A 13,782-nucleotide genomic window follows, 5' to 3' on the forward strand; every position below is an offset into this window, starting at 1 on the left:
AGTCAGTGTTTGCACCTGAACAATCATTGGGTAAATACCTCGACAAGGCGAGGTGCAATGGTGAGCAATGGACGTATCTCAACAGCTGCATCGATGGCGGCCGCCGCCTTGGGCATGCCATAGACCGCAGAGCTGGCCTGATCCTGAGCGATGGTCAGAAACCCCCGCTCACGCATTGCCTTGAGCCCTTGCGCGCCGTCACGCCCCATGCCAGTCAGTAGAACGCCCACTGCCTCCCCACTCCAGTAACGGGTCACGCTCTCGAAAAACACATCGATCGAGGGCCTGTAGATTTCATTGACCGGTTCCGCCGTATACGCCAGCGTACCGTCCTTCAGCAACCGGATATGATGATTGGTCCCGGCCAGCAAGACCACCCCTGGCTGCGGCGTTTCGCCCTCTTTTGCCAACCGGACGGGTACACCGGACACCGAACACAGCCAGTCCGCCATGCCTGCGGCAAATACCTGGTCGACATGCTGCACCAGCACAATGGCCGGGGAAAAATTTGCCGGTAACGCTTTCAGAAGAATTTCCAGCGCCGCCGGACCGCCGGCAGAAGACCCGATGGCGATCAGCCTGTCGCGCTTTACCGACTCTCGCACCGGGGCTGCAACAACGCGCTCACGGCTGCCGCGCTGGCCGATCAGCCAGTCTATATTGAGAATCTTGCGCAGCAGTGGCAGCGCCGCTTCTCTGGGGTTGGGACCACCGACTGCAGGTGTGTCCACCACGTCCAGTGCGCCGTGCCCCATGGCCTCGAAGACACGACGCATGTTCTGCTCGCGGTTGACGGTCACGATGACAATGGCGCAGGGCGTTTCTGCCATGATCCGACGTGTTGCCTCCACGCCGTCCATCACCGGCATGATCAAATCCATCAGGATCAGATCCGGGGTTTCTGCGATGCAGCGCTGCACCGCGTCGGCACCGTTGTTCGCCACCCAGACAATCTGGTGCGCGGGCTCGAAAGCCAATGCACGCCGCAGGGCTTCGACAGCCATGGGCATGTCATTGACGATGGCAATCTTCATCCTTGCGCGTCTCCTATCAGTTCGGCAACGGCATCGAGCAAGGCATCATCATGGAAACTGGCCTTGGCCAGGTAATAATCGGCGCCGGCATCCAGGCCACGACGTCGGTCTTCTTCACGATCTTTGTAGGAAACGACCATCACCGGCAGAGACTGTAAGCGAGTGTCGCGGCGCAACAGTGTCACCAGTTCGATACCGTCCATGCGCGGCATGTCGATGTCGGTGATCAGTAGATCGAAGTCTTCGGCACGCAGTGCGTTCCAGCCGTCCATGCCGTCCACGGCCACCGAGACTTCGTAGCCGCGACCCACCAGCAGCTTGCGTTCAAGCTCGCGAACCGTCAAAGAGTCATCGACAACCAGCACACGCTTGCGCAGAACATGATCAACCTGACGATTGCGTCGGTCGATGCGTTCGAGCCGCCCGGTGTTCAGAAGCTTTTCCACCGAGCGCAACATGTCTTCGACGTCGATGATCAGTACTACCGATCCATCGTCGAGCAAGGCACCTGCCGAGACGTCCTGAACCTTGCCCAGACGCGCGTCCAGCGGCATGACCACCAGCGTCCGTTCGCCAATGAAGCGCTCGACGGCTACGCCATAAACGGCATCACGCTCGCGGATGACCACGACCTTGAGTGCTTCTCCGGGGTTCTGGGCAGGCGGCCGGTTCAACAACTGGCTGGCCGAGACCAGACCGACGTGACGCTCTTCATCCCAGAAGTGCTGGCGTCCTTCCAGTTGCAAGATGTCATCGGGCTGCAGGTCGCGCATGCGCTCGATGTGCGCCAGCGGGAACGCATAGGCCTCGCCGCCCACCTCGACCACCAGACTGCGCACCACGGACAGTGTCAGCGGCATTTCAATTCTGAAGCGACTGCCCTCGCCGGCCCATTGCTGCAGCTCGACGCTGCCGTGCATCTGGCGAACCATATGCTGCACCGCATCAAGCCCCACACCACGTCCGGATATCTGCGTGACCTTGTCGCGCATGCTGAAACCCGGCAGGAACAGAAAGCTCAGCAGTTCTTCTTCGCTCAATTGCGCGGCGGTTTCAGCGGGCGAAAGTTTGCGCTCGATAATGCTCTGGCGCAGCCGCTCAAGGTCTACGCCGCCGCCGTCATCGCTCAATTCAACAACCAGCAGCCCGGCCTGATGAGAAGCTTGCAGACGGATCAGGCCTTCAGGTTCCTTGCCACAGGCGACACGTTTTTCCGGTGATTCGATGCCGTGGTCCACAGCATTGCGTAGCAGATGCGTCAGCGGAGCCTCGAGTTTTTCCAGTACATCGCGATCGACCTGGGTTTTCTCGCCCTCGATCTGCAACCGGACCTGCTTGCCGAGTTCGCGGCCGAGGTCACGAACCATGCGCGCCTGCCCCGCCAGGACGTCGGCGAACGGTCGCATGCGGCAGGCCAGCGCTGTGTCATACAGCAACTGCGCGCGCTGCGCCGACTGCCAGCCGAATTCATCCAGCTCGGCCGTCTGCAGGGCCAGCATGTGTTGCGCCTGAGACAACAGCCCCCGCGCATCTTCCAGCGCCTTCTGTATATCGGCACCGGGACCTTCTTCACCAAAGCTGGCGCCCAGCACCTCAAGCGCACGGTCGCTGCTGCTCTGCAGGCGCTTGAGACGCTGCATGCCGGCCAGCAGCGGTTTGAGCCGCTGGGTTTCCACCAGCGACTTGCTCGACATGTCCAGCAACCCGTTCAGGCGTTCGGCGGTCACCCTCAGAACGCGCTCGCCGCCCTCCGTCACGCGCCGCTCACGCAGCGGCGTGAATGGCGGTTCCGGCTCGGGAGGCGCTGTCGGCGCTGGCGTACCGAGGCGCAAATCAGCGGCCAGCGGGTCAACGCCAGGGCTGTTCGGCACAGGTGTGGCCTGGGACGCAGGATCGAGCAGCTGCATCGCACTCGCCAGCAACGGATCGATGGGTGGCGCACTGACGGTGCGCGCCGCCCCCGCACCAGATGCCAGCAGTGTGTTGAGTCGCTCGACGTAGAGGTCGACATCGGGCTGGCCGACGCTGTTGCCGCCGGGCGTGGCAATGCGCATCAACAGATCAGTGCCGGACAGCAGCGCGTCGATGTGTTCGGCCTGCAACAACAGGCGGCCTTCCTGGGCGCTGACCAGACAATCTTCCATCACGTGTGCGACGCTGACACCAAAATCGACACCAACGATACGCGCTGCGCCCTTTAGCGAATGAGCCGCGCGCATGCAGGCTTCCAGCTGATCTGCCTGAGTCGGGTTACGCTCGAGCGCCAGCAGGCCCGCACTCAGAACCTGAGTCTGGGCGTCGGCCTCCAGGGTAAACAGCTCGAACAGTGAAGCGTCACGCATTTGATCTGGCGTCATGTGAGGCTCCGGTGTACCGCCGACAACAACTCTTCTTCGTCAAGCCAACGCAGGCTGCGGTCCTTCCATTGCAACACGCCTCGGGTGAAGCGGGCATTGGCATGTGTACCGGATGCAGAGGCAGCCTCCAGCACACTCTCGTCGATGGCGTGAATGCCGTCTACCTCGTCCACCGGCACGACAACCGGGCCACCCTCGACAGCAACGATCAGCATACGCGGCAAGATGCGCGATGACTGCGTTACCACTGGATTGGTGTCCAGGCCGAGCAGCTCGACCAGCGAAATGCACGCTACCAGCGCGCCCCGCACGTTGGCGACACCCAGCATTGCACGTGATCGCTGATGCGGCAGCGAGTGAATGGTCTGTTGCGGGGCCACTTCCGAGAGGCAGCTGGAAACCAGCCCCAGCCACTCCTCACCGAGGCGAAACACCAGAATCGATCGAGTCTTGATATCGCGCTGCAGCACAGAGCCCTGAAAGTGCTCCTGTTGCTCCTGAGCCAGAGCATAGCGATCCAGCAAGCGTGTGGCGGCAGCGGAATAAACTGCACAATTGCGGCAGTGGATATGCTCTGCCAGCAACGGGCACGAGCGGTCGCCGTGGATACCGATGCGGTTCCAGCAATCGTCGATGTCCTGCGCCTGATCATGGGTGAGGCTGGAAAAGCCGGACAGGCCCGTCATCAATGGTTTCCTTGTTTATTCGCACCACGTGCCGCACGGTCCTGCAAACGTCGGGCTCCGGCGCTGTCTCCCTGAGCGGCAAGCATCGCTGCCAACTGGGCCAGCGATTCCCGATGCTGGGGTTGCAGATACAACGCTTTCCGATAGAAACCCTGGGCCTGCGCCACAGCGCCCTCCACCTCGCTGAGGAGCCCCAGCCAGTAAAACACCTGCGCCGCCGGCTCGTGCTGCTGCAGGTAGCGCTCGCACGCCATACGCGCTTCAGTGCTTTTACCCTCGTTGGCCAGCGTCGCGATACTCTCAAGCAATGCTGTAGCCCCCGTACTGTCGGCGCTGGCTGTTGCCTTCACAACGGGTGCGAAAGCGGCGGATGTGCGAGCCGCAGGTGCTGTGCGCGGTGCAGGCGCTGCCGGAGGCGCAGGGCGCGATACGGCGAAAGCTGCCGGAGGCACCGGCACGGCAGCCGCAACGGGCGCGTGGCGAAAGGCAAATGACTGGGCGATACCTATGGGGCGCATGCCGATACCTGCCAGCAGGTTGCCCTCGGCAGGGCCGATGAACAGCAGGCCGTCTTCACGGGTCAGCTGTTTGAGAACCTTGAATACACGCTGTTGGGTTTGCTGGTCGAAATAGATCACCAGGTTGCGACAGAACACGATGTCATAGGCCACCTGCGTTGCCAGTTTCGGGTCAAGCAGGTTGCCGGACTGAAAATTCACGCAGCCGCGAATCGAGTCGGAAATCTCAAAACCGTTGGCCACCGGATTGAAAAAGCGTTCGCGATAGCCGATATCGCTGCCGCGAAACGAGTTCTTGCCATAAACGCCATGCTCGGCCTTGGCAATCGAAACCGGGCTGATATCGATGGCATCAACCTTGAATTGCCGAGGATCTACGCCAGCGTCCAGCAATGCCATCGCAATGGAATAGGGTTCCTCGCCAGTCGAACACGGCAAGCTCAGAATGCGCAGCTGACGCACGCCTGCGAGGTTCTCCACACGCTCACGGGCCAGCATGCCGAGTGTCAGAAACGACTCTGGGTAACGGAAAAACCAGGTCTCGGGAACGATCACGGCCTCGATCAGCGCTTGCTGCTCTTGAGGCGAGGTCACCAGCAGGTGCCAATAGGCATCGCTGTCGGGGCAATTGGAAGCGGTCGCCCGCTGGCGCAAGGCACGCTCGATAATGGCTTCGCCAACCGAGGTCACATCCAGCCCGATGCGGTCTTTCAGAAAGCTGAAAAAACGTGAATCATCAACTTTCATGGCGCGTCCTCAAGCAATTCGAGGTCTACCGGCACCACCGGATACAGAAGCTCGCGCACCGGTTCGCTCAACAGTTCCTGTACATGAATCCATTGCAGCAGGCCCTTCTCGTCTTCCCGGACCGGCCCCAGATAAGGTGACAGGCGATTGTCCAGGCCATAGGCCTTGAACTGTGAAACCGGGCAGCGCAGGGTTTCTGTCGCTTGCTCCAGAATAAGCCCGAGCAGTTGAGCAGGGTGGGCGTCGTCGTAGCGGTAGTTCACCAGAATCATGCGGGTACTGGTGCGCGCGTGGGCCGGCTGGCCGCAATTGAGCGCGCTGATATCGATGACCGGCACGATTTCGCCACGGTGGGCAAAAATCCCGGCCACCCAGTGAGGTGCTCTGGCAATCTTCTTGAGCTTCACCCGCGGCAGAATTTCGGCAATTTCAGTCGCTTCCAGCGCGTAACGGTCTTCACCGATGCAAAACAGCAGGAAGAGCTTGTTAGCGGTCACTGGCGGACCGGTGCGCCTCGGCGATTGCTCCGTCATTGTCCGGACTCAGACCTTGAAGCGCGAAACGCCACTGCGCAAGCCGACCGCAACCTGACTCAACTCGTCGATGGCGAAACTGGCTTGACGCAGTGAGTCGACAGTCTGGCTGCTGGCATCGGCCAGTTGCACAAGCGCCTGATTGATCTGCTCGGCGCCTGTGGCCTGCGCCTGCATCCCTTCGTTGACCATCAGCACGCGCGGCGCCAGCGCCTGCACCTGATGAATGATCTGCGACAGCTGCTCCCCGACCTGAGTGACTTCGAACATGCCACGACGCACTTCTTCAGAAAACTTGTCCATGCCCATGACGCCAGCGGACACCGCAGACTGGATTTCACGCACCATCTGCTCGATGTCGTACGTGGCCACAGCGGTCTGGTCGGCCAGGCGGCGTACTTCAGTGGCAACCACCGCAAAACCGCGGCCATATTCACCGGCCTTTTCGGCTTCGATGGCAGCATTCAGCGACAGCAGGTTGGTCTGGTCGGCAACCTTGACGATGGTCACGACCACCTGGTTGATGTTGCCAGCCTTCTCGTTGAGGATGGCCAGTTTGGCGTTGACCAGATTGGCCGCGCCCATCACCTGATGCATGGTTTCTTCCATACGCGCCAGACCCTGCTGGCCCGATCCGGCCAGAATCGATGCCTGATCAGCAGCCGACGTGACTTCGGTCATGGTGCGCACCAGATCACGCGAAGTGGCAGCGATTTCCCGCGATGTCGCACCGATCTCGGTGGTGGTCGCAGCCGTTTCCGTAGCGGTGGCCTGTTGCTGACGCGAGGTCGCGGCGATCTCGGTGACCGACGTCGTGACCTGAACGGAAGATCGTTGGGCCTGCGCGACCAGCCCGGTGAGCTCGGTCATCATGTCGTTGAAGCCGGTCTCGACTGCGTTGAACTCATCTTTGCGAGCCAGGCTGAGGCGTGTGCTCAGATCGCCGGAGCGCATGATGTCGAGAATACGTACGATGAGCTGCATCGGCGCCATGATCGAGCGCATCAGCAGCAGGCCACAGGCCGCCGCTGCCATGATGGCGATCAGCAAGGACAGGATCATGCTGACCTTGGCACTCAGCACCGCGCTGACGATGTTGTTGGTGGCTTCGTCAGCCAGTTGTTTATTGGCGACAATGAGCTCGTTGAGCTGCTTGCGGCCCGCCAGCCACACGGGGTTCACATCACCGAACAGCTCGGCGCGCGCGCTGGCGTAATCACCGCGATCATAGTTGGCAAGCACTTCGTTGAGCATGCGGGCATAGTCGTCGCGCCGCTTCTCGAAGAGTGCAAAACTGTCGCGGTCGTCCTTATCGAAGATAGATTTCTTGTAACCATCCATTTGCGTCTGCAGGTTCTCATCGAACCCTTTGTACTGATCTTTTTCCTGTTTGGTCAGCGGCCGCGCGGCACCCTCGGAGATCAGCTCCAGCGTGCGGATGTAGCTTTCGCCCCAGGCGCTGCGAACCAGCGTGCTGTAGTAGACGCCAGGCAGCGCATCAAGGCGGACCTGCTCCTCACTGGACTCGATGGACAACAGCCGGGAATACGACACGACCACCATCAACAGCATGATGGCAATGATGACGGCAAAGCTCGCCAGAATCCGTTGGCGCAAGGTCCAGTTCTTCACAGTCATCCCTCAAGAGTTCAACGACGGCGTCAGCCGTGTTCAAGATGCAGACCGATGAACGGTCCAGGCGGCGTGAGTATAGCCCAGCCTCCAGAGGCCGGGCGGGCGAGACGGGAATCAACTCGTCAGGCGGTTTAATCGCACCCTTCAAATATTTTCGGCAACGCTGCGCACTACTTGAGCGCCACGTGCAACGAATAATCAAAACACATAAATAGTTAGCACTTGCGGGGTCAAACACAAACGTAAGCTTCGTCGCCTCCTCATTCATGACAAGGCACTTCGATGCTCGATTCATTACTGTCGGACGCTGCTCCGACAAACTCTCATGTGCAGCATATAAAAGACAAGACACCCGAGTGGCTGCTTGAGGCCGGACCGGCTGTCCACGCAACGTTACGCCGGTCTTCCGGGCGTTCACCGCAATGGCTGACGAACGCCCGTACGTCCAGTCCCGAACGGCTCGACGAACTGCAGCGACTCTACGCAGAACAGCGCCGCACCGAACAGAAAGTCCGTCCGACACTCGACGGTCTTTCTACCCTTGAAGACTTTGCCAGGCCCCTGCTGACGGAGGCAATCAAGGAACGGTTCGGTCTGGATGTTGACGTTACCGATACCTGGCTGTTTCACGCCAGTCGTGCAAAGGTCGATCAGTCGTTCGCGTCGGCCTCCAAAGACCCGATGACCGAGGCCAATACGGCCCTGAGAGCTGCAAGGCAGACCTTGCTCAACGCCGCTCTGCAGAACTTCGAGGCGTGGGAAACAGTCCCTGGAGCGATGGACTCGGATACTGGCACCAGGGCCGAAGTATTTTCGTCTTGCGAAATCACAGGCAACTACATCGAGGGCAAGCCCTTGCCTGTTTCTCCCACAGAGTTTGCAGCACTGTGCCGCGAACTGGACCTGGGCGGCAGGTATCAGACGCATATCAAATCCGTCTTCAGCGCACCCTCGACGCCAGATGAAACTTCGGACTCGGCTGCCTCGAGACTGCGCAAGGACTTCATGCAACTGGAGTCTTCCTCCATCCGGCTGCAACTGCAGATCGCAACGCTTCAGGAACTGGTCAGTGAACCGTTGAAGGTTGCGTTACTGGAAACGCTTGCGGGCAGGCAAGGTGCCCTGCTCGATAACACGCCGTTAAGCTGCAGCGTATTGTGCCTGGGGGATATAGAGCTTAACGGCCCCTTCGTCTTCGGCAAGAACCGGAACATCGCAACCGGACCGGAAAAAATTGTCGTTTATCTGCCTGACGATCCCATTGCACCGCTTAAAGAATATGACTCGGTCGAAGTCTTCATGAACTCGCTGCGCGAGCGAATGTTCGTCAAAGGGTATCTGAACTTCTTCAAGCGTTTCATTCCGGCACGCCACCGCAATACAGTGCTTGAACAGCTGTTAGAACGTCTGCACCCCAAGGTCACGAAAGGCGGCATTTTCGAGCGCCAGTGGCTGGAGCGTGAAGAAGATCGAAACGCCAGGCTGCACCTGAGGGAAACCCCGCTGAGCGCCCCATTGCTGGACGAGCTGTACGATCGCAAACAGGCCGTACTGCGTGACGACGCCTTGTTTCAGGGTGTGCCTACGGCGGATCAGGATCAGAAGACGTTCGATGAACGGCTGCAGTACTTCAAGAGCAAAGCGCTGGACGTCTTGAACATCGCAAGCTTTGTGGTTCCGGTCCTGGGCGAGCTGATGCTGGCGGTGACGGCTGCGCAACTGATCCATGAAGTTTACGAGGGCGCAGAAAGCTGGGCGAAGGATGAAAAACAGCAGGCCTTCGCTTATCTGTTCGACGTGGTGGAGAACATCGCCCTGATGTCCGCGCTCGGCGCTGCGACGGTCGCAGGGGCCGGCATACCTGCGCTGCAAGTGCCCGAGTTCGTCAGGAGCTTGAAAGCCGTGGAACTGCCGGACGGCGCGACATGCCTGTGGAAGCCCGACCTCGCCCCCTTCGCCCATGACATCGTGCTGCCAGGCGGTCTGCAGCCAGACGCTACTGGCCTGTATACATGGCAAGGCAGGCAGTGGCTGGCGCTCGAAGGGAAAACCTATGCCGTAGAGCCCGGCAAGAGCGGCGATGGCTACCGGATGACGCACCCCACCCGCCCGGACAGCTACCAGCCAGCCTTGCGGCACAACGGCGCAGGTGCCTGGCTGCACGAGCTGGATCGCCCACTGCAAATGGAGGGTCTGACGCTGTTTCGCCGGCTGGGGTATTCCAGTGAGGTATTTTCCGACACCACAGCCAGGCACCTGCTGAGCGTCAGCAACTCGCCCGAATCAGTTTTGCGTCAGGCGCTGACTGATCAGGCCCGCCCGCCTGCACTGCTTGAGGACACCGCGCTGCGTTTCAGGCTGGACCAGCAAATCGATCGGTTCATCGAGCAGATGGCAGCAAACGATGCAAGCGCTTCAACCCCTCTGCAACTTGAACTGCTGAGCCAGGATCCTCGCTGGCCGAACAACCGGGCGCTGACGCTGGTGGATGCCCAGGGCGCGCCCATTCAAACGTTCCCGCCAACGCAGGAGGCTGTTACTCGCGACAGCATCACGGTACGTGTCGACCAGCCTGACGCCCTGCGCCAGGATGCCCTGCGCCAGGTTCTGGAAAAGTTGAGCAACCGTGAAATTGGCACTCTGCTCGACGAAGAGTTCGGGGCGGGCCAGCCGGGTATGTCGGCGCGAGTGACCACATTGCGGGCGCTACTGACAGCCCGTGCCCGCGCGACCAGAGCCTGGCTATTAGAATCACACTACCGTGCGCTTGCCGTCGCTGAGACAGACAGCGCGCAAACCTTGCACAAGGCGTTTCCCGGGCTGCCAACTGCTGTGGTGAACGAACTGACCCGCCACGCAACGCCGACGGAGCTGACTCAACTGACAACGGAGCGTCGCGTACCCTTGCGAATTGCCGAAGAGGCCAGCGTGTATCTGCAGCACGTCAGGCTGGCGCGGGCTTATGAAGGGCTTTATCTGACCTCCGTGTCCAGTGCCGATACCGACCGCCTTGCTCTGCACAGTCTTGAAGCCTTGCCGCAGTGGCCGCCACAAATCAGGCTCGAGGTGCATAACCGCTTTTTCGGCGGCACGCTGGTCGACAGCATTGGCCCGCAGGACGCGCCGATTCGCAGGGTGCTGATAAAAGACGGCGACCTATATCAGGCCCGCGATGCTGAAGACCATCATCTGCAGGGGCTGGATGATATGTATTCGTCTGTGCTTCATGCACTGCCGGACGCTGAGCGCATGCAGCTGGGCTTTACCCATACCGGCCAGAAACTGGAGCTGGCGACGCTCATTCAGGACAATCCCCTGCCGCGCCAGGAGCTCGCCAAATTGCTGAACATGCAGGCCATCAAACCAGGTTCCAGGTCACCCATGCGCCTGGCTGACGGTCGGGTGGGCTATCCGTTGAGTGGTCGCAGCGAGACCGACTGGCACATAACCGACGAAAGCCTGCTGGACAAGATCCGCACACTGGAGCTGGAGGACGCGTTCCCGGAGGACATTCTCAGCCGCCTGCGTCATACCGGTTGGAATAACAGAGAAATCGACCAGCGACTCAATACTCTGCTGAGCGAGCAACTGGATTTGCGGGCAAGCCTTATCGCCTGGACAGATGAAATCATCACGTTGCCGCCCATGAGTCAGGCGCACATAGACAGTCGAGAGCGTATCAGCGATGCCATCTGGAACCATTGGCGTCTTAACAATCTGCCCGAGATCGGACGCATTTTCGAGCCGCTGCGTCTGCAGTATGTGTCCCTGACCGATTTCCCCCGGTATCTGCCGGACTTCGTTCATGCCCGCGTCACTGGGCTGCACCTGGAGAATATCTCGATCGAAGCAAGGGTTCAGCCGGGTACTGCAGTTGCGCAATCCGCAGAGGTGAGCCTGCCTCGCCAGTTGACCAACAGTTTCGAGCTGGGGCATTTCCTGCAACGTTTCCCCAATATGCGTTCACTGCACCTGATCAGCGAACCCGGCGCCGGTCTGGATCCGCAGTCGTCGGTCTTTCTCAACCTGCCCTATTGGGTGTCCAGCATGCTGCCGCAGTTGACCGAGCTTGGGCTGATCAACCAGAGCATCTTTCTGGACCAGACGCAGATGAACCACTTTCGCAGCATGACTGATCTGAGAATGCTTGACCTCAGCGGCAATCGAATAGTCTGCGTGCTGCCAATGGACCTGAACTGGCTGCATCTGGATCGACTGGTGCTGGAGCGGGTCGGTATGCACCGCTGGCCTTCATGGCTGACAGATCTGCTCCCGAACAACGTGCGCGAACTCTCGGTGGCGCAAAACAACCTGACAGAGCTTCCGGGCCGGATTCTTGAAAATCCGCCCGGTACTGGTCGCCAGACATTGATCGATCTACGCGGCAACAGCCTTTCCCGGAATTCCGCGATACAGGCACGCATTACCGAGTCGGTAGCCGACCGCTCGTTCCGGTTTGTCATGGACACCCCCCTTGCCATACAGGCGGCTGTCAACATGCAGTTGCTGCAGGGCGCCGAACTGTCCGTAGCGCTCGATCAGTGGGTCCATGCATCAAGCTCGCTGGCCATTCCCAGTGAGCATACCATCGGGGCAAGACGCCAGATCGGCTCGGTACTGATTGATCACTGGCGAACTTTCAGCCTGGGGCAGATCCACACGCCGCTGCGTCTTGCCGACATCGCACTGGCCCATTTCCCGAGAAACCTGCCGGAGTTTTTCTATCGCCAGGTGCGCCACTTGCACCTGAGCAGAATCACCGGGACGGTGTCTGATCTCGACCAGTTGCTGCGCCCATTGACTGAACTCAGTTCGCTGGAAATGAATGGGCATGTCGTACCGCTGGTCCAACTGCCACAAGCACTGCTGGAACTCAGGTTCCTGCGCTCGCTGATTCTCAACGACCAAGGGATGTTGATCGGTCAACACCATATCGATTTCCTAAGTCGCATTCCGACCCTTGAGCGACTGGAACTGGATAACAATCGGCTGGGGGCCATCAACAGCGTGGCAGGCCTGCGAGACAATGCTCTGGCCTGGCTGTCGTTGAACAGTGTCGGAATGAGCGAATGGCCAGTCTGGCTGAATGACCTCGTGCCTGGGCCGCTGAGGACGCTGCTGCTGGAAGGCAATATGCTCAGCGAACTGCCGGACCACGTTCTTGCCAATCCTGAAAGCCAGTCTCATATGGAAATCAGCCTGCTGAACAATCCGCTCTCCGAAACAACCATACGTAGCGCACTGCTGTCAGAGCGTTACGGGAACGCTTACACCTTTGACATGGACGTGCCGCCTGAACTAAGCACGATGGAATGGGCGCAAGACGAGGATTCCGACGGCTCGCTGTCAGACTACATGTCCAGTGCAAGTCGCTCTTCCACTCCAAATCCAGTCACCGTGGAGCCCTGGCTGGATGATTCCAGCCCGTTGAACGGCGAGCGCCGACAGATATGGGAACAGCTTGAAGCCGGGGAACACACCGGCAACCTGCTGGAGCTGATCAGTTCGCTGCGCCACAGCGCCGATTATCGTAATACTGCCAGTCGAGCCGCATTGCAGGAGCGTGTCTGGCGAGTGCTGTACACCGTGAATCAAGACCCGCCACTGCGCATGACACTCAACGCAATTGCAGAAGAGCCGCTCAGACTGTTCCGCAGCAACCACACGTGCCCGGACGGCATCCTGCTGGAGTTCAATCAGATGGAAGTTCTGGTGTTCACTCGCCAGACAGTCCTGGACATCGTGCCTGAACAGCGCGGTGCTTCACTCTACCGCCTCACTACCCGGCTTTATCGTCTGTCGGAGCTGGATGCGGCAGCGCGCGAACAGGCTGGCGGCAGAGACGAAGCCGAAGTGCGTCTGGCGTACCGCACGCGCTGGGCAAGCGCACTGGACTTGCCTGTGCCGCCTGAAGGCATGCTTTTCGAAGCCCATGCTGCTATTCAGCCAGGGGAACTGGACACTGCGCTGCTGCGCGTGCAGTCCGGGGAACAAGGCGCACCCTTTCTCGACTTTGCTGCGCAACAGGATTATTGGGTCGGCTACCTGCGAGAAACCTACAGGGGAAGATTCGACGCACTCGAGCAAATCTACAGAACCGGGCTGACACGACTGACTGATGAGTTCGAACAGCGCAACATTACTCTGGACAGCGAGGAATATGAGGGGAGGATTCGAGAGTTCGAGGCGCACTTCAAGGATCAGCAAGCAGCGCTGATCAGAGAACTGACCAACGCCGAGGGACTGGAAAACAGTTGATCAGAGGGCCGGCT

At 59.8% G+C, this 13,782-nt stretch carries 7 protein-coding genes; 1 reads left to right on the forward strand and 6 read right to left on the reverse strand.

The genetic code is table 11. The features are described 5' to 3' along the window. Window positions 1-23: 23 nt before the first annotated feature. Genes cheB through POR16_RS17715 form a run of 6 tightly spaced genes read right to left on the reverse strand, consistent with a single transcriptional unit; the run spans window position 24 to window position 7,507 of the window. Window positions 24-1,034, reverse strand: a complete 1,011-nt coding sequence (gene cheB / locus POR16_RS17690; protein ID WP_005891728.1) for a chemotaxis response regulator protein-glutamate methylesterase — start codon at window positions 1,032-1,034, stop codon at window positions 24-26. Further along, entirely contained in the window at window positions 1,031-3,391 is a 2,361-nt protein-coding gene (locus POR16_RS17695; RefSeq protein ID WP_005891727.1) for a hybrid sensor histidine kinase/response regulator, read from the reverse strand. Before POR16_RS17695 ends, cheB begins: the two co-directional genes overlap by 4 nt. After that, complete coding sequence (locus POR16_RS17700) at window positions 3,388-4,077, reverse strand: chemotaxis protein CheW (RefSeq protein ID WP_005891726.1); 690 nt, start codon at window positions 4,075-4,077, stop codon at window positions 3,388-3,390. Before POR16_RS17700 ends, POR16_RS17695 begins: the two co-directional genes overlap by 4 nt. Then, on the reverse strand, window positions 4,077-5,342 hold the full coding sequence (locus POR16_RS17705) for a CheR family methyltransferase (protein ID WP_024671801.1): 1,266 nt from the start codon (window positions 5,340-5,342) through the stop codon (window positions 4,077-4,079). Before POR16_RS17705 ends, POR16_RS17700 begins: the two co-directional genes overlap by 1 nt. Then, entirely contained in the window at window positions 5,339-5,875 is a 537-nt protein-coding gene (locus tag POR16_RS17710; RefSeq protein WP_005891724.1) for a chemotaxis protein CheW, read from the reverse strand. Before POR16_RS17710 ends, POR16_RS17705 begins: the two co-directional genes overlap by 4 nt. A 9-nt stretch (window positions 5,876-5,884) precedes the next feature. Continuing rightward, window positions 5,885-7,507 carry a methyl-accepting chemotaxis protein gene (locus tag POR16_RS17715; RefSeq protein ID WP_055003411.1) on the reverse strand — a complete coding sequence of 541 codons (1,623 nt, stop codon included), beginning with the start codon at window positions 7,505-7,507 and terminating at the stop codon, window positions 5,885-5,887. 285 nt (window positions 7,508-7,792) lie between these two features. Here POR16_RS17715 and POR16_RS17720 point away from each other — a divergent pair, with 285 nt between their 5' ends. Further along, window positions 7,793-13,768, forward strand: a complete 5,976-nt coding sequence (locus POR16_RS17720) for an NEL-type E3 ubiquitin ligase domain-containing protein (RefSeq protein ID WP_005891723.1) — start codon at window positions 7,793-7,795, stop codon at window positions 13,766-13,768. Window positions 13,769-13,782: the final 14 nt, after the last annotated feature.

It is taken from the genome of Pseudomonas coronafaciens pv. oryzae str. 1_6 (genome assembly GCF_000156995.2).
Lineage (GTDB): Bacteria > Pseudomonadota > Gammaproteobacteria > Pseudomonadales > Pseudomonadaceae > Aquipseudomonas > Aquipseudomonas tremae.